General features: G+C 44.8%; 23 protein-coding genes. 11 read left to right on the top strand and 12 right to left on the bottom strand.

Features of this window, described 5'->3' with window-relative positions; translation table 11 throughout:
* Positions 1–6 precede the first annotated feature (6 nt).
* Complete coding sequence (locus tag C9I99_RS02175) at positions 7–768, top strand: iron ABC transporter ATP-binding protein (protein WP_107347202.1); 762 nt, start codon at positions 7–9, stop codon at positions 766–768.
* Between the two features lie 76 nt (positions 769–844).
* On the opposite strand, the gene C9I99_RS02170 is transcribed toward C9I99_RS02175, so the two are convergent.
* The 5 genes from C9I99_RS02170 to C9I99_RS02150 all read right to left on the bottom strand — a co-directional run bounded on the left by C9I99_RS02170 (position 845) and on the right by C9I99_RS02150 (position 6,834).
* A complete protein-coding gene (locus tag C9I99_RS02170; protein ID WP_243734284.1) occupies positions 845–1,651 on the bottom strand; it encodes a siderophore-interacting protein in 807 nt (268 codons plus the stop codon).
* Positions 1,652–1,708: 57 nt separating this feature from the next.
* Positions 1,709–3,448: a methyl-accepting chemotaxis protein gene (locus tag C9I99_RS02165; protein ID WP_107347201.1), complete on the bottom strand. Its 1,740-nt coding sequence runs from the start codon at positions 3,446–3,448 to the stop codon at positions 1,709–1,711.
* Positions 3,449–3,630: 182 nt separating this feature from the next.
* Positions 3,631–4,815, bottom strand: coding sequence for a mannonate dehydratase (gene uxuA, locus C9I99_RS02160; RefSeq protein WP_107347200.1), 1,185 nt, complete (start codon positions 4,813–4,815; stop codon positions 3,631–3,633).
* Positions 4,816–4,960: 145 nt separating this feature from the next.
* Positions 4,961–5,746, bottom strand: coding sequence for an FCD domain-containing protein (locus C9I99_RS02155; RefSeq protein ID WP_107347199.1), 786 nt, complete (start codon positions 5,744–5,746; stop codon positions 4,961–4,963).
* 104 nt (positions 5,747–5,850) lie between these two features.
* Entirely contained in the window at positions 5,851–6,834 is a 984-nt protein-coding gene (locus tag C9I99_RS02150; protein ID WP_107347198.1) for a TRAP transporter substrate-binding protein, read from the bottom strand.
* A 301-nt stretch (positions 6,835–7,135) separates the two neighbouring features.
* Between C9I99_RS02150 and C9I99_RS02145 the strand changes: the two genes are divergently transcribed.
* From C9I99_RS02145 to C9I99_RS02110, 8 genes are all read left to right on the top strand, one after another.
* On the top strand, positions 7,136–7,648 hold the full coding sequence (locus C9I99_RS02145) for a TRAP transporter small permease (RefSeq protein ID WP_166645351.1): 513 nt from the start codon (positions 7,136–7,138) through the stop codon (positions 7,646–7,648).
* Between the two features lie 20 nt (positions 7,649–7,668).
* Positions 7,669–8,970 carry a TRAP transporter large permease gene (locus C9I99_RS02140; protein ID WP_107347196.1) on the top strand — a complete coding sequence of 434 codons (1,302 nt, stop codon included), beginning with the start codon at positions 7,669–7,671 and terminating at the stop codon, positions 8,968–8,970.
* 66 nt (positions 8,971–9,036) lie between these two features.
* Positions 9,037–10,500, top strand: coding sequence for a fructuronate reductase (locus C9I99_RS02135; RefSeq protein ID WP_107347195.1), 1,464 nt, complete (start codon positions 9,037–9,039; stop codon positions 10,498–10,500).
* A 54-nt stretch (positions 10,501–10,554) separates the two neighbouring features.
* A complete protein-coding gene (uxaC, locus tag C9I99_RS02130; protein ID WP_107347194.1) occupies positions 10,555–11,979 on the top strand; it encodes a glucuronate isomerase in 1,425 nt (474 codons plus the stop codon).
* Entirely contained in the window at positions 11,976–12,941 is a 966-nt protein-coding gene (locus C9I99_RS02125) for a sugar kinase (protein WP_107347193.1), read from the top strand. Before uxaC ends, C9I99_RS02125 begins: the two co-directional genes overlap by 4 nt.
* 14 nt (positions 12,942–12,955) lie before the next feature.
* A complete protein-coding gene (locus C9I99_RS02120) occupies positions 12,956–13,582 on the top strand; it encodes a bifunctional 4-hydroxy-2-oxoglutarate aldolase/2-dehydro-3-deoxy-phosphogluconate aldolase (protein ID WP_107347192.1) in 627 nt (208 codons plus the stop codon).
* A gap of 76 nt (positions 13,583–13,658) precedes the next feature.
* The gene (locus C9I99_RS02115; RefSeq protein ID WP_107347191.1) at positions 13,659–14,309 is read left to right on the top strand and encodes a hypothetical protein; all 651 of its coding nucleotides are present in this window, start codon (positions 13,659–13,661) and stop codon (positions 14,307–14,309) included.
* 62 nt (positions 14,310–14,371) lie between these two features.
* A complete protein-coding gene (locus C9I99_RS02110; protein ID WP_107347190.1) occupies positions 14,372–14,872 on the top strand; it encodes a YgjV family protein in 501 nt (166 codons plus the stop codon).
* 92 nt (positions 14,873–14,964) lie between these two features.
* Here the strand turns inward: C9I99_RS02110 and C9I99_RS02105 are convergent, their stop codons facing one another.
* The 3 genes from C9I99_RS02105 to C9I99_RS02095 form a co-directional block, all read right to left on the bottom strand.
* The gene (locus C9I99_RS02105) at positions 14,965–15,345 is read right to left on the bottom strand and encodes a hypothetical protein (RefSeq protein ID WP_243734282.1); all 381 of its coding nucleotides are present in this window, start codon (positions 15,343–15,345) and stop codon (positions 14,965–14,967) included.
* 13 nt (positions 15,346–15,358) lie between these two features.
* Positions 15,359–15,841, bottom strand: a complete 483-nt coding sequence (locus C9I99_RS02100) for a NanQ anomerase/TabA/YiaL family protein (RefSeq protein WP_107347188.1) — start codon at positions 15,839–15,841, stop codon at positions 15,359–15,361.
* Positions 15,842–15,993: 152 nt separating this feature from the next.
* The gene (locus C9I99_RS02095) at positions 15,994–18,258 is read right to left on the bottom strand and encodes a glycoside hydrolase family 3 protein (protein WP_107347187.1); all 2,265 of its coding nucleotides are present in this window, start codon (positions 18,256–18,258) and stop codon (positions 15,994–15,996) included.
* A gap of 275 nt (positions 18,259–18,533) precedes the next feature.
* Here C9I99_RS02095 and C9I99_RS02090 point away from each other — a divergent pair, with 275 nt between their 5' ends.
* Positions 18,534–19,061: a GNAT family N-acetyltransferase gene (locus tag C9I99_RS02090; protein WP_107347186.1), complete on the top strand. Its 528-nt coding sequence runs from the start codon at positions 18,534–18,536 to the stop codon at positions 19,059–19,061.
* A gap of 8 nt (positions 19,062–19,069) precedes the next feature.
* On the opposite strand, the gene C9I99_RS02085 is transcribed toward C9I99_RS02090, so the two are convergent.
* Positions 19,070–19,501 (bottom strand): universal stress protein, encoded by a 432-nt coding sequence (locus C9I99_RS02085; protein WP_107347185.1) that lies wholly within the window; start codon positions 19,499–19,501, stop codon positions 19,070–19,072.
* Positions 19,502–19,703: 202 nt separating this feature from the next.
* Between C9I99_RS02085 and C9I99_RS02080 the strand changes: the two genes are divergently transcribed.
* A complete protein-coding gene (locus C9I99_RS02080) occupies positions 19,704–20,525 on the top strand; it encodes a bestrophin-like domain (protein WP_107347184.1) in 822 nt (273 codons plus the stop codon).
* Positions 20,526–20,530: 5 nt separating this feature from the next.
* Here the strand turns inward: C9I99_RS02080 and C9I99_RS02075 are convergent, their stop codons facing one another.
* From C9I99_RS02075 to C9I99_RS02065, 3 genes are all read right to left on the bottom strand, one after another.
* Complete coding sequence (locus C9I99_RS02075) at positions 20,531–21,367, bottom strand: (2Fe-2S)-binding protein (protein ID WP_107347183.1); 837 nt, start codon at positions 21,365–21,367, stop codon at positions 20,531–20,533.
* A 487-nt stretch (positions 21,368–21,854) separates the two neighbouring features.
* Positions 21,855–22,163: a hypothetical protein gene (locus C9I99_RS02070; RefSeq protein WP_107347182.1), complete on the bottom strand. Its 309-nt coding sequence runs from the start codon at positions 22,161–22,163 to the stop codon at positions 21,855–21,857.
* A gap of 145 nt (positions 22,164–22,308) precedes the next feature.
* Positions 22,309–24,183: a propionyl-CoA synthetase gene (locus C9I99_RS02065; RefSeq protein WP_107347181.1), complete on the bottom strand. Its 1,875-nt coding sequence runs from the start codon at positions 24,181–24,183 to the stop codon at positions 22,309–22,311.
* Between the last annotated feature and the right edge of the window lie 12 nt (positions 24,184–24,195).

Below are 24,195 nucleotides of genomic sequence, written 5' to 3'. Positions count from 1 at the left end.
TTTATCATGATTAAATTAACTGGACTCTCAAAAAAATATAACGACACCTTGGTGGTTAGCGAGGCGAGCGCCCTGTTCCCATTAGGAGAAGTAACCTCAATCATTGGCCCTAATGGCGCGGGTAAAAGTACCCTGCTTTCAATGGCAAGCCGCCTTACCGAAAGTGATGCAGGGGAAGTACTAATAGCAGGAAAGCCTTTATCGCAGTGGGACACCCAAGAGCTGTCAAAACGCTTGGCCGTGTTGCGCCAGTCAAACAACATCAATATGCGATTTACGATTCGTGAGCTGGTTGCCTTTGGCCGCTTCCCACACAGCAAGGGGCGCCTGACAAACGAGGATAACCGTATTATTGATGAGGCGCTGGAACATTTGGATATCACCCATATTCAAGATAAGTTCTTGGACCAACTCAGTGGTGGCCAACGTCAAATGGCCTTTATCGCCATGGTTGTGGCGCAAGATACTGACTACATTTTCCTTGATGAGCCACTGAACAATCTTGATATCAAACACTCAGTGGAGATCATGCAGACTATCCGCCAGCTTGCCCATAAGATGAATAAAGCAGTTGTGATTGTGATCCACGATATCAACTTCGCATCTTGCTATTCCGATAACATTGTCGCAATGCGAAAAGGGGAAGTGATTAAAAGCGGTAAAGTCGACGAGGTTATCCAACAGGCCATTATGGAAGATATCTATAATATCCCATTCAAGATCCAAGACGTTGATGGCAGCCGTATCTGTATGTATTACGGTAGCTAACTGGCAACCACCTAAACAAAAACCCCGCGGCATTCACATGCCACGGGGTTCTTTATATCAACAAGAGCAGTGTTTACTACTTACTCTGCTCCAATGCAGCATTATCTTCACGCTTCAGCACTTTGTGGCCATCTTCGGTCACGCCATGCTTCCAATAACTGCTGAAGTAACACATTTTGCGATCGACACCTTTCTTAGAAGTGATGTAACTACGAACAGCACGCATCTCACTAAATTCGCAGCCACACCATACAGCAAAGTCGTTACTATCTAGAGCTAACGCTTTGACACAATCAGATAACGAACTTTCACTACTGATATTGACGACCAGCTTCATGCCATCAGGCAGCTCAAGAGGTTGTACATCTGCTTCAGTCGGTACATCCAACACCACATAACCTGAGGCACTATCGGGCAATAGCACCAGCTTAGCCTGAAGCGCAGTTTGAGCCGTCATATCTGCCACTAACAAGAAACGCTCTGCTTCAACTGGCATAGCCTGAATCGGACGAGGTCCAACCAAAGAAATACTGTCTCCAACTTGTGTCGATAATGCCCAGCGAGACGCATAGCCTCCGATATCTGGCGTAATCTCGCCGTTTAAGTCTGCCAACTCATGCTTGGCAATATCTATCGTGATAGTCCCTGATTCTGCTTGATACCCCGACACCGTGAAGGTTCGCATCATCGGTCTCTGCCCTTCAGGTATCGCACTGATATCAGTACTGCCGTTGGCCGTAAAAAGAAACTTCACATATTGCCCAATGCTCTCTTGAGAAAAGTGATGGCTCCCTTCACCGCCAAGCGTCAACCGGATCATATTGGGGGTAATATACTCTCTTCCCTCAACAGATAACATCTTTGGACTCATCGCCTGGGCCATGTAACTCTCCACACAAACAAAGTGATAATAGTACTTATTATCACTTAAGTGTGTACGTTACTTCAACTTAAAGTTTGCCACCATGGCATTTAACTGACTATTGGTAACAGCTAATTGCTCGGTACTGGCGACAGAATCATCAGCATTGCAATTTAGCTCATTGATCATATCGTGGATGGCAATCATATTTTTGTTCACCTCTTCTGTCACCACACTTTGCTCATTAGCCGACGTAGCAATTTGAGTAGTGAGATCGTTGATTTGGCTGATTGATCCCGTCATCGATTCCAAAGACGCCATGACATTTGCCGTATGCTCTACAGTTTGCGCGCAGCTTCCCTTGGTGATGTCCATAGACTGAACAACCACAGAGGTCGCTTTGCGTAAGTCAGATAACATGGTATCGATTTCAGAGGTACTCTGTTGCGTTCTTGCCGCCAGAGCTCTAACCTCATCAGCGACCACAGCAAAACCTCGTCCCTGCTCGCCCGCTCGAGCGGCTTCTATCGCCGCATTTAAAGCAAGCAAGTTGGTTTGATCTGCAATTTCGCCAATCACGTGCAGTACCGCATCGATTTTTTCAAAGTCCTTGCTCATGGTCTGAATAGAATCAGACATACTTTCCACTTCGGTCGACAGTTGATTGACTGACGATGAGGCAACCTTAACGACATCTTTCGATTTTTCTGCCTCGACATTGGTTTCATAAGTAAACTCAGCCGCACTTTTACCACTATGGGCAACGGATTCTGCTGTTGCACTCATTTCATTTATCGCGGTAACGACCTTTTCCGTTTCTTGGGTATGGCGGATAAGAAGCGACTTATTTGAATCGGCTTTGGCCTTTAACGCAGTAACCTCATGCTGGATTTCTTGGCTCGACTGCGACACTTCCAACATCATTTTCTGCAGGTTCTCGATAAAATGATTGATGCCATTGGCAATCTTGCCCAAGTCATCGTTACTGTACACCTCCAACCGCCGCGTCAAATCTGCATCACCACGCGATAAGCCAACAATGATGCTTCTCAGTACACTCAAGTGCTTGAAGATGGTATTGATAAATAGAATGCTCAAAGGAATAGAAATCAATGCCACCAGCACCAGCGCCATAGTGATACTGCCACTTAAGGCATTGGTGTTTTGTTGAATATAACCCCGATCAATGTAGCCTGTCAGTGTCCACTGACTATCACCAACAGCAAACTGATTGGTATAGGGGATAAGATCGCCATCGATGCGATTACTGAAAAGTTGAGTTCCTTTATTATCTGTCAGATCAAAGTAGCTCCCTTCGACAGAAGACTGCGAAAGCAGTTGCTGGGTATTTCTCAAATCCAGATAAAAGATATCACCACCATTAGCACTGGGTACAGTTATTGATATTAATGGGATATCATTTTGATAAAAAATATCACTAACAGCCGTTTTACTCACACTATTCACAAGCTCGATATAGCGACTCGCTTCCACTTCATCATCAATACGCCCCTCATTGGTAATGACAAAATCAGCTATTACTTTCGCAGCGGCATAAAATCCCGCACGTTCTGTCACTTCTTGGATACTGGTTATATCTAAGCTAATGTTTTCAGAAATCAAAACCTTATTACGGATATCATCATATAGCTTATCTTTTACTAAGCTAATCTGTGCATTGATACTTTCGGCATCACTGTCAAAAATATAACGGCTCAGGTAATAATTGACGCTAAAGAATGACGTAATCACCGTTGCTATTAATATCGCTATCAAAGTGGTAATAATTTTAACTTTAAATGATAGTTTATTTGCCATATGTAATCCCTGTAGTGGCAAGTGTTGAGGTACAAGAAATAGCCCATAGAATAATGGGGAAGAAACACCTTACATGGAGAGCCAAAAAATAAATGTCGATTTGATCAAGAAACAAAAAAAGGCCCGATAATCGGGCCAAACGTTGTTAATGTATACTCAATTCATATGGGTATAAGGACTATTTACTTTTTAAAAAAAGCACGCTTCAACGCCATCTCCAGACCACGAACTTCAGCTAAACCTTTCAAGCGGCCAATGGCCGAATATCCTGGGTTTGTCTTTTTCTTAAGGTCATCCAGCATTTGATGACCATGGTCTGGTCGCATCGGGATTAAACGGGTAATGCCAGCTTCGTCACGACGTTGTTCTTCTTCCAAAATGGCCATTACGACATTATACATGTCAACATCACCATCGAGGTGGGCCGCTTCATGGAAGCTCATTGGGTTTTCTTCACGCTGAGTAGAACGCAAATGAGTAAAGTAGATGCGATCACCATGCTGTTTGATCATGTTGACCAAATCATTATCACCACGCACACCGTAAGAGCCTGTACACATGGTAATACCGTTGTTCTTGCTTGGTACTTCTGTAGTTAGCCACTCAATGTCTTCAATTGTAGAGACAATACGAGGCAGACCAAGGATTGGACGCGGTGGATCATCTGGGTGAACCGCCATCTTCAAACCATTGGCATCACAGATAGGCATCAGCTCACTCAGGAAATGCTTCATATGCTGGCGTAACATATCTTTATCTATGCCGGCATAACGATCTAATTGAGCTTGGAATTCTTCCAGCGTGTAACCTTCTTCAGCACCTGGAAGGCCAGCAATAATATTACCGGTTAACTTAGCAATGTCAGCGTCAGACATATTATTAAAATAGTCTTGAGCTTGTGCTTGCTCTTCTGCTGAATAATCGTTTTCAGCACCAGGTCGCTTAAGAATATGTAATTCAAACGCCGCAAAAGCAATTTGATCAAAACGCAGAGCTTTAGAACCATCAGCCATTTCAAATTCTAAATCAGTACGTGTCCAATCGAGAACGGGCATAAAGTTATAACAAACCGTATCAATACCGCACGCAGCAAGATTACGTAATGTTTGTTTGTAATTATCAATCCATTGTTGGTAGTTACCTGTTTGCGTTTTAATTTCTTCGTGTACAGGCACGCTTTCAACAACAGACCAAGTTAATCCTTTCTCTTCAATAATCTTTTTGCGTTTAAGGATTTCTTCTTTAGTCCACACTTCACCATTCGGAATATGGTGTAATGCGTTGACTATACCTGTTGCACCAGCCTGACGAATATCATCTAGAGAAACAGGATCATTAGGGCCATACCAGCGCCAGGTTTGTTCCATGACAATCACCTTTTTACAGACATACTTAACCCGCTTGAACATTTTCAAGTTAAGTATTGTTGACTTTAAAATAACAGCTAAGAATTAACTGTCAGAAAATTGTGGCCAATATATATTGGCCCGCACCATTAATTATCATTGATATTTATTCGCCACCAAGGAGAACAACCGGATTTGAGCTAAATAAATAACCATCAAAATTCGGGTCATCAATATCTGAGAGTTCTAGTAAGCGTTGTTTTACATTTTCAAGGTGTTGCCACATGGCGTTCTTAGCTGCAATCGGATCTTTACGTTGCATTGCGGCGAGAATACGTGCGTGATCTTCCAACCACTCTTCGCGGTAAGCCATATCATTAATATGAGTATGAAGCTTTTTCCACATCGGGCTTTGTTCACGTCGCTCCCACGAATGCTTGAGCATATCGACCAGCACTGAATTTTGTGTTGCTTCCGCAATGCATAGGTGAAACTGTTCATCACCTGTGCATTGTTCAGAGCCACTTGCAATTTCACTGCGCTCCAATTCAAGTGCTGTGCGCATTTTTACAATATCACTTGGCGTCACTTGAATAGCGGCAAACTCAGCAATATTACTTTCCAGCAACTGCCTTGCTTGTAGCATTTCAAACGGCCCCGCATCATCGCTGATCACATTCTCTCGGCTATTCGCCTGACTAGGAATGTTAAGAACATAAACACCAGAACCTTTTTTCACTTCAACTAAGTTTTCAAGCTCGAGCATAATAATCGCTTCACGAACCACGGTACGGCTGACGTTAAGCCTTTCTGCTATATCACGCTCAGGGGGCAGCCGATCACCAACACGATAATGGCCGTCTATTAACTCTTGTCTCAGCACCAACCCTAGCTCTTGGTAAGGTCTTTTCGGTTCAAAAGGCATCATGATGATATTGTCACTATTTTCCATTGCACTATTACGCCATCATAATGACCAAATAAAATTGGTCAACCTCTATATCTAAAAGTGTGGCAACACCTTGTTATTAAATTTGTTTTGTTTGCTTTATCGTCTTATTGAACCGCTTGGATACGCTCAACAATTGCATTCAGCTCTGGGTTTGATGTTTCTAGCGCATCATACATAGGCTGTACTGCTTCTACGAACGCAGATTTATTTGGTTTAACAAACTTAACACCGAGTTTTTCAGCATTTGTTCGTTCTTTTGCTTCTGATTCAGCCCAAAGTTTCTTCATTAGCTCCATCGAGTTCATTGACGCGGTTTTCAACGCTTCACGGTGCTCTTCAGAAAGACCATCGTACGCTTTAGTCGAAATCACCAGTACATCCGGAACCATGGTGTGCTCGTCTAGGCTGAAGTACTTCGAAACCTCACCATGACGGCTCAAGCTAAATGATGGAATGTTATTTTCAGCGGCATCAACAACACCCTGCTGAAGTGCAGTATATAGCTCACCGTATGCTAGCGGTGTAGGGCTACCACCCAATGCGTTAACCATAGCAATTGCAGAAGGACTAGGCTGAACACGGATCTTCATGCCTTTAAGATCTTCCGGTGTATTGATTGGCTTCGAAGTATAGAAACTACGTGCACCGGCATCATAATAAGTTACACCAACAAAGCCACTGTCACGTGAAGAAGCTAGGATCTCTTCACCAACTTCACCTTCCTTAACATTGTAATAGTGTGATTTATCGCGGAAAAGGTATGGAAGGTTAAAGGCAGCATAAGCAGGGGCAAATGCTTCTAGTTCAGCAGCATTGGTCTTCACCATTTCTAGTGCACCGTTTTGCATCAGTTCCATTGACTCACGCTGGGTACCAAGCTGTGCATCAGGGTAAATACGGATACGCACTTCACCATCAGTAAGAGCACGCACTTCTTTTGCCATCGCGTCCATTGCTTGGTGTACAGCATGGTCACGTGGGTGGTTATGGCTTAGCTTTAGGGTTGTTGCAGCGTACGCAGAAGCTGTTGCACCGAAAGTTAAAGCTGCACCGATTACTGCTGTTAACACATTCTTACGTGTCATCATTATTGTTATCTCCGTGAGATTGGTAATCCATTTATGTAGGGTATATTTGTTTACGGAGCCAATATTGTCGTCAAAATACCAAACCGTCAAAACAAAAAGTTAAATTGGTTGACCTATATCACAATAAACCCCACCGAATTGGTCAACCAATGTAAATGTGATGCCCCTCACATGACTTTTTATCGCCCTTCCCTATAATTTCAGCCAGAAACAACCGTGCCTATACAGAGAACTTATTAAGAACCTCTTGCATTGGTTAACCAAACCAAAAGGTACGTATCCCCATTGAAAGGAACTGAAGATGAATAAAATGGTTGGTTATATAAATAGAGGATTAGCGATGTTTACTGTATCGCTTTCTTCTTTCTTGGTTTTCTGTGTAATTTGGCAGGTAATTTCACGTTACGTCATTGGTAAACCAAGCACCATCACTGACGAACTGGCTCGCTATCTCTTTATGTGGGTTGCTTTAATTGGTGCCGCCTATACGACCGGTCAGAAACGCCACCTCGCTATTGATCTTCTCACTATGAAGCTCAGCGGCAAGCGAAAGTTAATCAACGAGATTGTTATCCAGCTTGCAATTGCCGCTTTTGCTTTCATCGTTTTGGTTTACGGCGGCACAAACCTAGCGCTAAAAACACTGTCAACTGGGCAGGTAACCCCAGCTCTAGGCCTAGAAATGGGCTACATCTACTTCTGCCTGCCGATAAGTGGTTCGTTGATGATCTTCTATTCCGCCATTTTCGGTTACGAAAAAGTCGCACAACTACTCTCTGGCAATATCCCGGCCGCTGAAGCCCAACAGAATTAATTAAATAAAGGATTACCACTATGGAATGGCAAGTCATTCTTACACTCTTTGGTAGCTTTGCAGTTCTCCTTACCTTGGGGATCCCTGTTTCTTTTGCTATCGGTTTATCGTCACTTGCAACAATCATGATGAGCTTACCGCTTGAGCCTGCAATAGCCGTTGTGGCACAACGAATGGCTGCGGGCTTAGATAACTTTGCACTGCTTGCTATCCCGTTCTTCATTCTAGCTGGTAACATCATGAACCAAGGCGGCATCGCAATCCGTCTTATCAACTTTGCCAAAGTATTAGGTGGTCGACTTCCGGGATCACTGGCGCACGTAAACGTGATGGCCAACATGATGTTCGGCTCTATTTCTGGCTCGGCTGTCGCGTCTGCAGCTGCTGTTGGTGGCACCATGTCACCGCTACAAAAGAAAGACGGTTACGATGAGCATTTCTCGGCAGCAGTTAACATTACGTCTTGCCCGACCGGTTTGCTGATCCCACCAAGTAATACATTGATCGTATTCTCTTTGGTTTCTGGTGGTACATCGATTGCGGCGCTGTTCCTAGGTGGCTATATCCCAGGGATCATCATGGGTCTTAGCTTGATGTGTGTTGCGGGTTTCATTGCCAAACGCCGTGGCTACCCACTAGCACCGAAACCAACCCTCGCTGAAGTATGGGACACGCTGATTAAAGCCCTGCCTTCGTTGATGCTAATCGTCATCATCATGGGTGGTATTATTGGCGGTATCTTCACCGCAACTGAAGCCTCAGCCATTGCGGTCGTCTATACCTTCATACTCGCCGTGTTGATTTACCGTGAAGTAAAATTCAAAGATTTACCGAAAATTATCCTTGAGTCAGCGGTAACGACCTCAATTGTATTGCTGCTGGTCGGTGCTTCAATGGGGATGTCTTGGGCGATGGCCAATGCCGATATCCCTTATATGATTGCTGATGCCCTACTGGCGGTGTCTGAAAACCCATTGGTTATCCTGCTGATCATCAACTTAATCCTATTGATTGTTGGTATCTTCATGGATATGACCCCAGCGGTACTTATCTTTACACCAATCTTTCTACCCATCGCCCTAGACCTCGGTATCGACCCGGTTCACTTCGGTATCATGATGACCTTCAACTTAGCGATTGGTATCTGTACACCGCCGGTAGGTAGTGCACTGTTTATCGGTTGTTCGGTGGCCAAAGTCTCCATCGATAAGATTATCAAACCACTACTGCCATTCTATGCCGCACTGATTGTTGCGCTACTGGCTGTAACCTTTATTCCTCAGCTTAGCCTATTCCTACCAGGCCTAGTGCTAGGTTACTGATCAAGCATTTCTACTTCCCCAAATAAATATTCCGCCAGCGTAGCTGGCGGAATCAAGGACAAAACAATGGATAATATCGCTAACAGCAACGTAAACACCCACGTTATTCGCCCTAACTATGATCGTTCTACGCTAAAAAGCCGTATCGTTCACCTTGGCTTTGGTGCCTTTCACCGTGCCCACCAAGCGTTGTTTACCAATGAAATGCTAGAAAAAACCGGTAGCGACTGGGGTATTTGTGAGATAAACCTTTTCGGCGGCGAAGAGCTGATTACCCAACTTCGTGAACAGGAACATCTGTATACTGTGGCAGAAAAAGGGGCAAGTGAAACCATTGTCAAAATGATTGGCTCGGTCACCGAATCACTGCACCCAAACTTTGATGGGCAACGCGCGGTACTTGAGAAAATGGCAGAAGAACAGGTGGCCATCGTTTCAATGACGATTACTGAGAAAGGCTACTGTGCCGACCCTGCAACCGGTCGCTTGGATAAGAACAATAGTCTGATCAAAGCCGACCTAGAAAACCCTCGCGAACCAAAGTCTGCAATTGGCTATATCGTTGAAGCACTGCGTATCCGCCGCGAGCTTGGCCTTAAACCTTTCACCGTCATGTCTTGTGACAACGTACAAGAAAATGGCCATGTGGCCCGTGCTGCTGTATTGGACTTTGCCAACTTGGTTGACCAAGAATTGGCGGGTTGGATTGAAGCCAATGTGACTTTCCCATGTACGATGGTTGACCGCATCGTACCCGCAGCCACACCGGAAACATTAGCTGAAATTACCGAACGTGTTGGTGTTGCTGACCCATGCGGTATTGCCTGCGAACCTTTCCGCCAGTGGGTGATCGAAGACAACTTCGTTAATGGCCGCCCTGAGTGGGATGTCGCGGGCGCGGAATTCGTTACTGATGTTGTTCCATTTGAAGAAATGAAACTACGTATGCTTAACGGCAGCCACTCATTTCTCGCTTACTTAGGCTACCTAGGCGGTTACCAACATATTTCAGACACCATGACCAACGAAAGCTACCGTAAAGCGGCGTTTGACATGATGATGCTGGCACAGGCTCCGACCCTGACCATGCCAGAGGGTACAGATCTTGACGCTTACGCCAAACTGCTTATCGAGCGTTTTACCAACCCAAGCCTAAAACACCAAACATGGCAAATTGCGATGGACGGTAGCCAGAAAATCCCCCAGCGCATGGGTGGATCGCTGCGTCATCACCTCGCTGCAGGATCTGATTACAAATGGCTGGCGATGGGTATTGCCGGCTGGATGATTTACATCAGCGGTGTAGATGAAAAAGCCAACCCAATTGATGTTCGCGATCCTATGGTTGAGCAATTCAAAGCTATCTACCAAGAGCACGGTATTAATACCTCGGTCGTCAAAGCCATTTTAGGTATTGAGGCTATTTTCGGCACGGACTTAATTAAAAACAATGAAATTGTAGAAGCGGTTACCAAAGCTTACCAGTTGATCATTACCAAAGGCGCACGTGCCGCTGTTGCTTCCCTATAACCCCCCTTTCAACATTGGGCGACATGATCGCCCAGTGTTTTTCTGGAGCCAAAAATGAAAAATTTCCTTTGTGATGACTTCCTACTTTCCAATGAAATTGCGCGTGTGCTCTACCATGATTACGCCAAAGATATGCCAATTTATGACTACCATTGCCACCTGAACCCTCAGGAAGTCGCTGAGAACCGTCGATTCGATAATATCGGCCAAATGTGGTTAGAAGGCGATCACTACAAGTGGCGTGGTATGCGTGCAGCCGGTATCCCAGAAGCCTTAATTACAGGTAAAGCAACCTCTGATTTCGATAAGTACATGGCATGGGCAAAAACAGTCCCTCAAACACTAGGCAACCCACTTTACCACTGGACCCACCTTGAACTTCGCCGCCCATTTGGTATCACCGGTAAACTGTTTGGCCCTGAGACAGCAGAAGGTATTTGGCACGAATGTAATGAAATGCTAGCGAGCCCAGAATTTTCAGCTCGCGGCATTATGAAGCAGATGAATGTGGTCATGGCGGGCACAACCGATGACCCAATCCACTCACTAGAACACCATAAAGCCATTGCTGCAGATGAAAGCTGTGACATCGAAGTCGCCCCAAGCTGGCGACCAGATCGTGCATTCAAAATCGAACTAGATGGCTTTGCAGAATATATGCAGCTTTTAGGCGAAACCGCTGATATCGAAATTTCCTCTTTTGCTGACTTACTGGCAGCCCTTGATCGTCGCCTAGATCACTTCGCAGCGCACGGTTGTCGCGCAGCAGACCACGGCATCGAAATCGTACGCTACGGCAAAGTCCCGTCAGAATCAGCACTGAACACTATGATCACTCGCCGTCTGGCTGGCGAAGTACTTTCTGAAGAAGAAGTCGATCAATTCAGCACTGCGGTGCAAGTCTGGCTTGGCAAGCAATACGCTAAGCGTGGTTGGGTGATGCAGCTACACATTGGTGCCCAACGTAACAACAGCACCCGTATGTTCAAGCTTCTTGGCGCTGATGCCGGTTTTGATTCGATAGGTGACCGTCCGTTTGCTTTCCAGCTGGCCTCCCTTCTGGATGACATGGATTTCAGCAATGAGCTGCCAAAAACAATTATTTACTGCCTGAACCCGCGCGACAATGAAATGATGGCAACCATGATCGGTAACTTCCAAGGCGGTGGTATTGCCGGCAAAGTACAGTTCGGTTCTGGTTGGTGGTTCAACGACCAGAAAGACGGTATGCAACGCCAAATGGAGCAATTGTCGCAGCTTGGCCTACTAAGCCAGTTCGTAGGTATGCTGACCGACTCACGTAGCTTCCTTTCGTACACCCGCCATGAGTATTTCCGCCGTATTCTGTGCAACATGATTGGCCAATGGGTGGAAAATGGCGAAGTCCCCAACGACATCAACATGCTCGGCAAGATGGTACAGGATATCTGCTTCGGCAACGCCAAGCGCTACTTCACCCTTCCTGGAGAGCAAGCATGAAACGCATAGCCCTTATCGGCGAGTGCATGATCGAACTCAATGGCGCACCCTTTGGTGATATGCAGCAGACATATGGGGGCGATTCGCTGAATACCGCCGTCTATTTGGCTCGAACAGCAAGCCAAACAGCTCACATTGAGTATGTATCAGCACTGGGTAACGATACCATCAGCGAAGGCATGCTACAGCGCTGGCAACAGGAAGGAGTAGGAACTGAGTTGGTATTACGAGACAGCTCTCGCCAACCAGGCCTGTATCTGATCCAGTTGGATGAACAGGGCGAGCGTACTTTTTTATATTGGCGTAACCAGTCTGCGGCCCGTTATATGCTGCAGCATCCTGACTTTGCCCGTATCGCTGAGCAACTAACAAAGATGGACATGGTTTACCTGAGCGGAATAAGTCTTGCGATCTTACCTCACAAAGACCGCCAGCAACTTATTGATCTACTTGGCCAGCTTGCAAATGCAGGCGTTGAGATACTCTTCGATTCCAATTACCGCCCAGCCCTATGGGATTCAGCCGAGCAAGCCCGTGAATGTTACCGCCAAATATTTGCCGTCACGTCACTAGCATTGGTTACCAACGACGATGAAGCCAACCTATGGGGTGATAGCAGCGAAGAAATCACTTTGGAAAGACTCAAATTTGCAGGGGTCAAAAAAGCGGTTGTAAAAATGGGCGCCAAAGGTAACTACTTTGAGGACTTCACCACCGAAACACGCACTTTCGTCGCAACAACACCGGTTAAAGACGTGATTGATACAACCTCAGCGGGTGATTCATTCAATGCCGGTTTCATGGCAGGCTTGCTCACGGGGAAATCTCCAGCGATGTGTTCCGAACAAGGCCACCAACTAGCTGGCACAGTCATTCAGCATAAGGGCGCGATTATACCTGCAGATGTGATGGCACATATTCAATTTACCAATGAGCAAACCGCTCTTTCTGAACAATCATGAAGGAAGACTCAACAATGAGCACAACAGCACAGCAACTGGCAAAAATTAAAGTCATTCCCGTGATCGCTATTGATCGCGCGGAAGATATTATCCCTCTAGGCAAAGCACTGGCCGAAAATGGCCTGCCGGCCGCAGAGATCACTTTCCGTTCAGATGCGGCCGTTGAAGCTATTCGACTCCTGCGTGAAGCACAACCTGATATGTTAATTGGTGCCGGTACGGTATTGAACCGCGAGCAGGCGATTGCCGCCAAGGAAGCCGGTGCGACGTTTGTTGTTTCTCCTGGTTTCAACCCGAATACAGTTAAAGCCTGCCAAGAGCTTGGCATTGATATCGTCCCTGGTGTTAATAACCCTAGCGCGGTTGAAGCCGCCATTGAAATGGGCATCACAACATTGAAGTTCTTCCCAGCAGAAGCGTCTGGCGGTATCAATATGGTTAAATCACTACTTGGCCCGTACACACAAATCCAGTTCATGCCAACGGGTGGTGTCAATACCAAGAATATTAAAGACTACCTTGCCATTGACCGCGTATTTGCTTGTGGTGGTACATGGATGGTTGATAAAAAGATGATCAACGAAGGCCGCTGGGATGAAATTGGCAAACTTGCGCGTGAAGCGGCTGATCTTGTAGCATAACCAATCACGTTAGATTGCTAAGGCTTCCTTTGGGAAGCCTTTCTTTTGCCAACATTTTTGCTATGGATTGCACACAATGAAAATAGCTTTTCTCTACACTTTAGATGCCAATAAGGTGTTATTTTGTCCCTATATCGAACAATACCTATCCGACGACAATGTTATGATTGCTCATCATGTTAATGAGCAACTACTCAAGCAAGCCATGGCCGATGGCCTAACAGAGGCCGTTGTCAGCCTCATCCAGCAGGAAGTACAAGACATTGCTGCAACCGGTGCTGATATTATCATCTGCACTTGCTCAACCATCGGTAATGCCGCAGAGCAAACAGACAATATTGATTCTAAAGTGATCCGTGTTGACCGTCCGATGGCAGAAAAAGCCATCACCCAAACAAGAGTTCATGTTCTCGCTGCTCTCGACAGTACCATAGATCCGACCCTCTCTCTGTTAGCGCAATGTGCCCAACAGCACGGTACCTCGCCTGATATCTCTTATGCCGTTATTCCTAACGCTTGGCCATATTATGCTAATGGCGATACAGAATCATATGCTAAAGTCATCGCAGAATACGTAGAACAAGAAGTCTATGGATACGATAATATCGTACTCGCCCAAGCCTCAATGGCTCCAGCACTTGGCTATATCAACCAGCCACCAGCACCTGTACTGTCCAGCCCAGAATTATGCTGTAAAGCTATCGCTGATTATTTACCCAAAGACTAATTGCTCAAAAAGCCGGGTTATTGAATGCATGTTGCCAATATATAAGTTACCAAAGGGATATTATGTTAGAACTTGATTTTGCCCAGGGGGTTGGGCTATTTGCTTTTGCCGTTGGAGCATCGGCATTTCTTCATCAAAACGGAAACAAGTTTCGCTTACACCTAACTATTTTCCAAGTCATTTTATGCTGTCATTTTATTTTAATGGGAGCGTTTACTGCCGCATTTGGATGTGGGATAAGTGCGCTGAGAAGTTATGCGTCAACCCAGACAAAATCAAAAAGAGTCATGTGGTTCTTTATCGGTTTACTTTGGCTCATGGGTTTACCTAGCCTGCAACATAGTTATGAGTTGCTAACAATATTTGGTGCATCTGTCGCAACATGGGCTCTATTTCAAGCTGAAGGCATTAAATTACGCCTGCTGATTTTATTCAACTCATTTTGCTGGCTAACAAATAATTTATTGTTAGGTTCAATTGGAGGAACACTAATGGAGTCAACATTTATCATAGTCAACTTATATACTATATCCAGAATGTTTATGTCGAAAAAAACGATATAAAAGGCGCACCAAGTAATACTTGGTGCGCTTTATTTTTCTAGAAATGTGGACTTTCTAATTGAAATGACTTTTATAATGAAGAACAAGATAAATTAAACAGTTGCATAAATAGATTTCAATAACCCCTGATCATGCGTCATACCAGGAACGAAGGCGAGTTTATCTGCAGACATCTTTCTGTTATCAGCCAGCTGTATGTGGTTTACCGTCCAAACAACACACCCATTGTCTAAATTAAACAAACTTCGGACTTGCGAATAAAGACAGCCATCATCATAAGCATCAGAAACAGCCGCAGCCCTTCCCTGCCAAGCTCCCATCACTTTTTCTTGCGAGACCGGTAATTCAAGGTATAACATCTCTGGGTCAACATCTTTAATCACTTTCATGCATAATCGAGTCTGATTATTATCAAGCCTCTCGATCCATAGCCGATGTGGAATAGCGTCATCTTCCCATTCCAGCATATTCATATAAGTGTTCATTTTACACCTCAATAAATTTATTCAGATATTCTTTATTTACTTTTATAACCACTTTCTTAACCCGCTCAGGCTTTTCTTTTGCAATTAGGGGGCGGTGAGGCTGCCTAGTATTAAAAATAATAAAATCACCCTGAGATAAAGTGACAAATTTCTCATCTATTACTTCCTGGCTAAAAGCGACATCTCTGTCCTCAAGAAAATCCTTCTCGATAGAATAAAATGGCTGTTCGCTATATCCAAAGCACTCAATCCCTTTCAGTATGATTTGGATATCAATATACTTGTCATGAATTTCTGATCTTGTTTCAGCAAAACATTTTGTTTCATCTTCAACGACAAAGAAAAAGACCTTATCATCAATTACAGGATAAGTCCCCTCTTCATCGTTCGTTTGAATTCTTCTTTTTACCAGTTGGATAATTTCGACTAATTTATATGGAATATGACGATAGCTATCCAGAGAGCATAAATTACCTCTGTACACAAAGACCTCACTAATTTGATTGATGATTATATCATTATATACCGCCTGAATAATTTGATTGACCAGTTAATTTGAATTTGTAGACCGAGTTCAAAAAAAAGAGCCTGGTATGTATCAGGCTCTTTTGTCTCAACATGTATGTGATATTAAGCTTATTTGTAACTCAAACCATGACCAAATTTATATAGCGTGCCACCTTCTTTGTAGCCCGGCGCATCTGAGTCTTGGTCAATAATCGCTTGGGCGCTATTGGCAAGGGCAAATGGTAGTTTGCCCTGAGGGTTAAACTCACCACTCACCACATCCATAACCGCACGGTCATCAGAACCAAAGGTCGCAAGAATCGCACCTGCATCTTTAAGGCCGCTTGTATCGTCAAGCACGTATGGTTGACGGAAATACACTGAGAGGACGGTATTTTCAGCACCAACCTCTGTCATCACAGCCTGAATATCATCAAGAGTCGGAGTGATTACCCAAGATTCTGAATTTGCCATGCTCGTAAAATCGAGTACTGACAATTCGTCAAAATCCGAACCACCAAATACCAAGGCACGATTATTCGGGATATCCCCTGAAATGACCGCTGGAATATTATCGACTCGTACACGAATTAATGCATGATCGTTACCGGTTGCATCAACAATTTTGTTACCGTTCTCATCATCACCGGTAGTGACATCGTAACCATACTCTTCAGCAATCTTGCCATCTAAGCCCATGGTAAATAAGCTAGATGCTTTAGCCAGGGGCAGAACATCTCCCGAATTATCCAGCAGCACGACAGCTTTACGTTGGGCCAGTTGTGCTTTTTCTTGGAAGTCTGCATTACCGACAATCTCATTGGCTTTCTCAGCATCAACATAGGCATTCTCAAATAGCCCTAAGTCAAACTGTACTTTCAATAGGCGTTTTACTGATTCATCGATACGAGCTTCGGAGACTAGCCCCTGCTCCACAACGGAACGAATCTCATCGTTTCGGTTAAAGCCAGAGAATACATCGGTGCCGGCTTCAATGGCGATAACAAACTGCTCGGATTTATCCTTATCTTGTAGCCCCCACGCACGGTTGTTATGCATCATCTCATAATCAGTATGCACATTGTTCTGATCATTGATGATACCCGTATCGGAGTTAATCACGCCGCTAAAACCAAGCTCCTTACGCAAAAGACCATCCAAAATACCCTTTGAAAAAGCAACACCAACATTACCAGCCGGCGTACCGACATGAGTAGAATAATCATTGTTCGGCACACGCACAGTATCTTTCACGCGGTCATGCAAGAGATCACCGAGAGGCACGCCTCCCGCATCTAGATTCGTTTCATCTGGGTTGTTAATTGACCACTCACCACCGCCAACAATGCCGTAGTAAGGCATCATGGCTGCTACACCGGCATCAATGGCGGCTTTAAAAGGCTTAACGTGATAATCAAAATTACCGGCAGGATAGCTCTGATGCTGACCTGCTATATAGTGAGGGTCAGCGCCGAGGAACTGTGGGCCACCACCGGGAAAGTGTTTCATGGTCAGCACGATACTGTCGGAGCTAACCTCTTTACCTTGTAGGTTTCCAACCAAGGATGCCATGATGTCAGATGCTAGATCAGCATCTTCGGTAAAGGTTTCATGTACACGATACCAACGTGGTTCGGTTGCCAAGTCAGCCATATAACCATACATACCGCGGAGACCAATCGCATTCCACTCAGCCCGCATCACCTCACCAAACTCAGCGATAAGTTCCATGTCACCCGTTGCAGCCAATCCGCCCTCTTTTGGCCATGCTGAGAAGGCGCCAGAATCAACATTGATACCGGATTTAGCATTCGGGTCAATATGGTTACGCGCATTCGATTTGAATAATGCAGGGATACCTAATCGAGTACGCTCGGTAAGCTCTTGCATACTATTCATATACTGGGCAGCTTCCATGGGACTGATTCTATAGTTCGGGCCACCAGGGCCACCAGCAGCACCACCATCTTGGCGTTCTTCATCTGTCAGCGCATCAATTTCGTCTTGTGTGAGGATATTATTTCGGAAGATAAAACGGTTCATCTTCTGACGGTTAACAAAGTCTTGGTGCTGACTACCAATGTATCCGTAGGCCTCTGCATTCAAAGTATCAATCAGCATCATGCCAACTTTCTCTTCGAGGGTCATGCGACTAACCAAATCCGCCGCACGTTCTTCAGAGGTTAAACGCCAATCTTCATATGGATTAAGTACTCCATCGCCATTGGCATCACGGAATTGGTAACCATCAACATCTAGAAGGTCATGAATACGTGATTGGACAAGTGGTTGGATAAGATCATCTTTGCCATCATTAGAACTTGATGAGGAGTTACAACCAGCAAGAATGAGTGCCACCGCTATAGGCGCTAGGGTAAAGAGTGTATTTTTCATTATTGGCCTTTATATTTATAGGGTATTGGAAACAGGATAAATATTACCCTTCACCACCCATTGGTTAACCAATTAATGTTAATAAAGCGATCAGGATCAACCAGTTTATGATATTGGTTTACCTCGATCACGATATCGCATTTACAAATAGAATTATTTAATTTATTTGCTGCATGGTCACAGAACCGACGCGATAAAGCTGATATTGAAAAAGGCTTTTTTTGAAGTAATATCAATGTAGTAAACAAGATATGCAGTGTGGATAAGGAGGTTTCGTGATTATCGTCAAACCAGCTCAAAGCAAACATCAACACGATATTACCCGGCTTCATGCTATAAGTTGGCAGTCTGTCTATACCGGGTTGTTGGACGAAAAATATCTTTCTGAAGACGTTTTCCAAGAACGTGGCGCGATTTGGGAGCAACGGTTTAGCCAACCGAGTGAAAACCAGCGGATCTATGTCGCTTTAGAAAACGAGAACCTGCTTGGTTTTATCTGTATTTATCTAGATCAGGATAGTGAGCAGGGAACATTAATAGAAAACCTTCACGTCGACAAAGATACCAAGGGCAAAGGTGTTGGAAAGGCTTTGCTACAGCATGCCACCCGCATTATTCAGACAGAGGCAAGCCACTCTGGCGCTTATCTCGAAGTATTGAGCCAGAACATCAGCGCCCAACACTTTTATGACTATATGGGTGGCAAACCTATCATTAGCCAGCAATGGCAAGCACCTGAAGGCAGTTTTGTTGATGAGCTAGTCTATGGCTGGACATCAACCGCTGTTATTTTAGAACGCTAGTTGGCGTATCAACGTTCAACTCGGATGAACAGCAGGTCACAAGGCATTTTTCTTAGTAATGGCTCACTGCTGGATAACGTCAATTGGTGGAACCAGCTTGATTCATGATGACCGAACACCAGAAGGTCGACGTCAAACTCGTTAATGGCTTTAATGATTTGATCTTCTACATAACCGGCATAGAAAATATGTTTGAAAATTGGATAATCTGCTTCCTTCAACAACGTCGCCATGTCTTGGACAGACTGGCTATGCACAGACTCATCAAACTCTGCCGGATTAAACTCCCTGACCCCTTCATACAATTCAGTAAAGTCTGGATCAATGTGAATCACGCTAAGTAGAGCTTGATGAGCTTTTGCTTGTTCAGCGGCTTTCATTACCAAATATTCAGCATTCGCATCAAAGTTAACGGCTAACAAAACATGCTTATATTTCATTTGCTATCCCTCGGGAGAACATAACGTAACAACACTAAGAGTTTAGCTTATACCAAACTGATAAAGACTTGCGCATCTAAGAATCGGGACAACTATGACCCGCTATACTGTTAGCCAGATGCCTGATGTATCACTTGTTTCACCCTATCAGGCCAAATGCCGTTCTAATACGTTTGGTTGAGTTTCTTTTCAAGGTTACTGTATGTATCAAGAGTCCTTCATCGATTCTCTGTCAATTTTTATCATCCTAGGGCTGATTTTCGGGGCTATTGCTCTGATGTTTGAGTTCGGATATCGCTTAGCTCTTCGCTTTCCATCCAACGAGTACAGCCAATCTATTAGCCCTATGGCTACGGGGCTTGCTAGCCTGCTGGCCTTCATTCTCGCCATCACTTTTAGTATGGCGGCGGCAAAATCAGGAGAAAGAAAGCAACTAGTCCTTACTGAAGCCAATGCGGTAGGTACTACCATCCTTCGTACCGGCTTACTGGCTGAACCTTATCGTTCACGCAGCCGAGAATTACTGCGTGAGTATGTCACATTACGCGTCGTCCAAAATAAAGAGGACCCAAAGCGGGTCATCAATAACATCATAAAAGAAAGTGAAACGTTACAACTCAAATTATGGAACCAAGCCATTGACTCGCATGGGAGCACTTCACCGGAGTTACTGTTGTTGTATATCAATTCACTCAATGAGGTGATTGATATCCACACCGAAAGGATGAATAAAGGAATAAGAGGAAGGATTCCGATGAGTATCTGGTTTACGCTAGGACTACTGACATTCTTGACCATAGCGTTGAACGGCGTTCAAGTTGGCGCGCAAAACAAAGGAAGAGCGCTGGTTGCAGCCCTCCCCTTTGCGCTGGCGTTTTCTTTGGTGTTAACTTTAATCGTCGAGCTCGACAGGCCGGTAAGAACAATCATCGAAATCAGTCAGCAGCCCCTTGTGGATCTTCGTGACAGCTTGGACAAAGTGCTATACCCCGATGATGTGGGAAAACTAAAACTCAGTGAATAGGGTTATTAAACAGGTACTTTTGATTGATAGAGAGCAAGCTGTTCTGCAGGCTCACGTTGCTGGCAAGTCGCGCAATTTTTCTTGCCATCCAATTTATATTTCAGGCAGCAGGTTTCACGACGAATATAGTAAATACCGACTTTCCCTTGGCTTGCTGCCTTCACGCGGTTTAACTCGGCATAATCAGGTAAGATTACCGCTAGCCACGCATCCGCTTTAGGCTGTAAGCGATCAATTAACGCTTTATCATGACCATGCTGAGTAAGCTTTTGAAAAACTAACCCTAGCGCATAACCTATCGCTCCCCAGAACTGAGGGGTATTGACCTTTTGCTCTTTAAATTGAGGTGCCAAATATTGTCCAATCGCTATCACTAAGTCAGACAAGTGTTGATCTAACGCTTGCTCCGATTCGACGACTCTTGCCTGAGAGCTGTGGGCAAGAGGATCTTCCTCAAGACAGAAAAACGAACTCTCTGTGGGGATACCAACTCGCTTTAACTTTCCATTAGTCGCCACATCAAGACTGATAAAATCAATAGATAGCACAGGAACACGGTTAAACTTAAGCCTTAACGCTGCCAAGCCTGAACACAGATGGGCAGTAAAGCTTTTCAACCACAAGGATGCACCTACCGCTTGTCGCGTATCGACATCTTGGCTAAATGCCTGAATAGTTGTATCAAGGTGTTTACCTATCCACTCAGAAAGTGGCTGACCCACTTCACCATATTGGAGACGGAAGAAAGGCTCACACTGGAATAGCCAATCTAATTGAGATTCAAGCGTTGGTTGTGTCGGCTCTCCGAGCCAAAAAGGAGCCAAATCGGCAGATAAAGTCATTATAAAGTCTACTTCAAGAAAAATGCAGGCAGGAGGTAGAGTAATCAACCTAGAGCCAATTATACCCAAGTGATTCTATCTTAACTGCATATTGGTTCAAGGGGCGCTTAGTCAACATAACACACAGTAGAAAATCTGAGCCATCACTTCATAGCAGCATACGAATCAACAGGCATAATATTGATAGAGATCACATAAAGCTGGGATTCATCAAACCGTAATCTTTCAAATCTTTAATTAGTCGGCAGTTTTGTATATATTCACATGCAACAAAAACATATAGTTGGGACTAATGTCACACTATATGGCTAATAAAATCAAAATATAAGCAACGTTGGTAAAGCGTGCATGGATTGCATAGGAATATTATTATGAGTAAGGATGCCAAACTGGTTAGGCATAAACTAAAAACAGGAACACAGTCAGCGCTAACTAAAGCGCGACTGGCATTTTTAAGGGACTATCAAAAAGCCACATAAGTGGCTTTTTAATAATCAGTTGGCACTACCATCCCCCCTAAAACCACCTGTTTTACATTTAACGAAGCATGTGGTGTTCCGTTAGGTGTCATCATCGCATCGTATTCATCGATACTGTTTCGTGGGGAGAGCGTTTCTGCAGGGTATACAACCTTGGCTTTATTAGCCAACGTCCTTTCAGGTGTTTTATCAGCATTACTATTGACCTGATAAATTGGCACATTGACGTAATCAGCCGTGTCATCATCAAAAATTGACAGTTTATCAAGCGCAAGGGCAGCAAGTGCGAACCCAATAATAATAAAGTTGAAAGGCATAGCATCCTCCTTTTCGCAATGCACTGTTTCTATTGATAGTCCACAATCCAAACATGATCAAGATCACATAGAAACTTTCAGTCCATTAATCATCTGCCACATAGGGTGATACCCACCTCATTACTGTATTTCGCTCAGCATTTAATTAATTCAGCGCCTTTTCAATCTCACCAAGGCTCGATGGATCGTCAATAGTTGACGGCACCACATACTGCTCACCATCAGCAATTTGCCTTATCACCCGACGTAAAATCTTACCTGAACGCGTCTTGGGTAACCTCTCGACGACCAGCGCACGATTGAAACAAGCAACCGCACCTATCTCGTGCCTGACCTTTTGCAATAACTCTTTTTCAATAACACCATCGGCAGAGTAATACCCATCCTTCAAAACGACCAAGCCCAAAGGTAACTGACCTTTCAGTTCATCATGGATCCCAATAACCGCGCACTCTGCTACGGCTTCATGACCACCCACAACCTCTTCCATTTCACCGGTTGATAATCGGTGACCAGCAACGTTAATGACATCATCTATTCGTCCCATCACAAATAAATAGCCCTCTTCATCAATATAGCCACCATCACCTGACACATAATAACCAGGGAACTGACTCAAATAACCCGATTGAAATCTGTCGTGGTTGCGCCAAACCGTCGGTAAACAACCCGGAGGTAATGGCCTTTTAATTGCAATGAATCCTTGCTGGTTGGTTGATTTTTCATCGCCTAACTCATCCAGAACGACCACACCATAGCCAGGGACAGGCATGGTCGCTGAGCCGGGCTTGATAGCAAAACTCTCAAGACCGACCGGATTGCTGGCAATCGCCCAACCCGTTTCCGTTTGCCACCAATGGTCAATAACCGGTCGGCCCGTTTTCTCTTGCACCCATTCAAGCGTTGGCGGGTCTAACCGCTCGCCAGCCATATATATCGCTTTTAAACTCGTCATCGGATAATCAACCAACAAGGCACCATTTGGGTCTTCTTTTTTAATCGCTCGAAAGGCTGTCGGCGCGGAAAACAATACGTTAACGCTATAGTCATTACAGACTCGCCAAAACGCACCTGGATCAGGTGTTTTAACCGGTTTACCTTCAAACATTATGGTTGTGCAGCCGTGAATTAACGGGGCGTATACAATGTAAGAGTGACCGACGACCCACCCAACATCAGAAGCCGCCCAGAACACATCACCCGGTTCGACATCATAAATTGTCTCCATACTGTATTTCATCGCAACGGCATGGCCGCCATTGTCCCTTACGACACCTTTGGGTTTACCGGTAGTGCCTGAGGTATACAAAATATAAAGCGGGTCGGTAGCCTTGACTGGCACACAAGGGTGCATATCCGCTTTATTTTTCAAAGCCTGCCAATCACCATCCCTCGCTTCAGATAAGTCAGCACGGCAAGCATTTCGCTGGAAAACGACCACATGCTCAGGCTTCCAACGGCTATCCATAATGGCCTTATCGACCAATGGTTTGTAAGGGATGACCTTGTTAACTTCAATACCGCAACTGGCCGTAAGAATGACGGTAGGCTCTGCATCTTCAATCCTGACAGCCAACTCATTAGGCGCAAAGCCACCAAACACTACAGAGTGAATTGCACCAAGCCGCGCACAGGCCAGCATTGCCATCGCTGCTTCCGGGATCATCGGCATGTAAATCACGACGCGATCCCCTTTCGACACGCCCAAATCCGCCAACATACCTGCCGTCTTGGCAACTTGATCCCTCAACACTTGGTAGCTGTACTGTACTTTGGTGCCAGTCACGGGGGAATCATAGATCAGGGCTGTTTGATCGCCCCTGCCCGCTTCGACATGCTGGTCCAACGCCAAATGGCAGGTATTTAACTCACCGTCGGCAAACCAACGTTCAATGCCGTTTTCATCGTTGCTTAATATGGTTTGTGGAAATCGGTACCACGGAAGTTTCAGAGCTTGCTCCCGCCAAAAGTCTTGTGGTTGAGTTTGTGCCAACTGGTATGCTTTCAGATATGCAGACATAGTGCTTCCTTA

The organism is Photobacterium lutimaris (genome assembly GCF_003025555.1).
In the GTDB taxonomy this organism is placed as follows: Bacteria; Pseudomonadota; Gammaproteobacteria; order Enterobacterales; family Vibrionaceae; genus Photobacterium; species Photobacterium lutimaris.
This window is presented reverse-complemented; position numbering and strand designations above follow the sequence as displayed.

What these genes read in the sequence shown, in the direction of transcription:
- C9I99_RS02065 (WP_107347181.1), bottom strand. Translation starts at nt 24,183, where the DNA reads ATGTCTGCATATCTGAAAGCATACCAGTTGGCACAAACTCAACCACAA.
- uxuA (WP_107347200.1), bottom strand. Translation starts at nt 4,815, where the DNA reads ATGGAACAAACCTGGCGCTGGTATGGCCCTAATGATCCTGTTTCTCTA.
- C9I99_RS02075 (WP_107347183.1), bottom strand. Translation starts at nt 21,367, where the DNA reads ATGACTTTATCTGCCGATTTGGCTCCTTTTTGGCTCGGAGAGCCGACA.
- C9I99_RS02080 (WP_107347184.1), top strand. Translation starts at nt 19,704, where the DNA reads ATGTATCAAGAGTCCTTCATCGATTCTCTGTCAATTTTTATCATCCTA.
- C9I99_RS02170 (WP_243734284.1), bottom strand. Translation starts at nt 1,651, where the DNA reads ATGGCCCAGGCGATGAGTCCAAAGATGTTATCTGTTGAGGGAAGAGAG.
- C9I99_RS02070 (WP_107347182.1), bottom strand. Translation starts at nt 22,163, where the DNA reads ATGCCTTTCAACTTTATTATTATTGGGTTCGCACTTGCTGCCCTTGCG.
- C9I99_RS02155 (WP_107347199.1), bottom strand. Translation starts at nt 5,746, where the DNA reads ATGGAAAATAGTGACAATATCATCATGATGCCTTTTGAACCGAAAAGA.
- C9I99_RS02175 (WP_107347202.1), top strand. Translation starts at nt 7, where the DNA reads ATGATTAAATTAACTGGACTCTCAAAAAAATATAACGACACCTTGGTG.
- C9I99_RS02125 (WP_107347193.1), top strand. Translation starts at nt 11,976, where the DNA reads ATGAAACGCATAGCCCTTATCGGCGAGTGCATGATCGAACTCAATGGC.
- C9I99_RS02095 (WP_107347187.1), bottom strand. Translation starts at nt 18,258, where the DNA reads ATGAAAAATACACTCTTTACCCTAGCGCCTATAGCGGTGGCACTCATT.
- C9I99_RS02135 (WP_107347195.1), top strand. Translation starts at nt 9,037, where the DNA reads ATGGATAATATCGCTAACAGCAACGTAAACACCCACGTTATTCGCCCT.
- C9I99_RS02120 (WP_107347192.1), top strand. Translation starts at nt 12,956, where the DNA reads ATGAGCACAACAGCACAGCAACTGGCAAAAATTAAAGTCATTCCCGTG.
- C9I99_RS02145 (WP_166645351.1), top strand. Translation starts at nt 7,136, where the DNA reads ATGAATAAAATGGTTGGTTATATAAATAGAGGATTAGCGATGTTTACT.
- C9I99_RS02140 (WP_107347196.1), top strand. Translation starts at nt 7,669, where the DNA reads ATGGAATGGCAAGTCATTCTTACACTCTTTGGTAGCTTTGCAGTTCTC.
- uxaC (WP_107347194.1), top strand. Translation starts at nt 10,555, where the DNA reads ATGAAAAATTTCCTTTGTGATGACTTCCTACTTTCCAATGAAATTGCG.
- C9I99_RS02085 (WP_107347185.1), bottom strand. Translation starts at nt 19,501, where the DNA reads ATGAAATATAAGCATGTTTTGTTAGCCGTTAACTTTGATGCGAATGCT.
- C9I99_RS02110 (WP_107347190.1), top strand. Translation starts at nt 14,372, where the DNA reads ATGTTAGAACTTGATTTTGCCCAGGGGGTTGGGCTATTTGCTTTTGCC.
- C9I99_RS02165 (WP_107347201.1), bottom strand. Translation starts at nt 3,448, where the DNA reads ATGGCAAATAAACTATCATTTAAAGTTAAAATTATTACCACTTTGATA.
- C9I99_RS02150 (WP_107347198.1), bottom strand. Translation starts at nt 6,834, where the DNA reads ATGATGACACGTAAGAATGTGTTAACAGCAGTAATCGGTGCAGCTTTA.
- C9I99_RS02105 (WP_243734282.1), bottom strand. Translation starts at nt 15,345, where the DNA reads ATGAATATGCTGGAATGGGAAGATGACGCTATTCCACATCGGCTATGG.
- C9I99_RS02115 (WP_107347191.1), top strand. Translation starts at nt 13,659, where the DNA reads ATGAAAATAGCTTTTCTCTACACTTTAGATGCCAATAAGGTGTTATTT.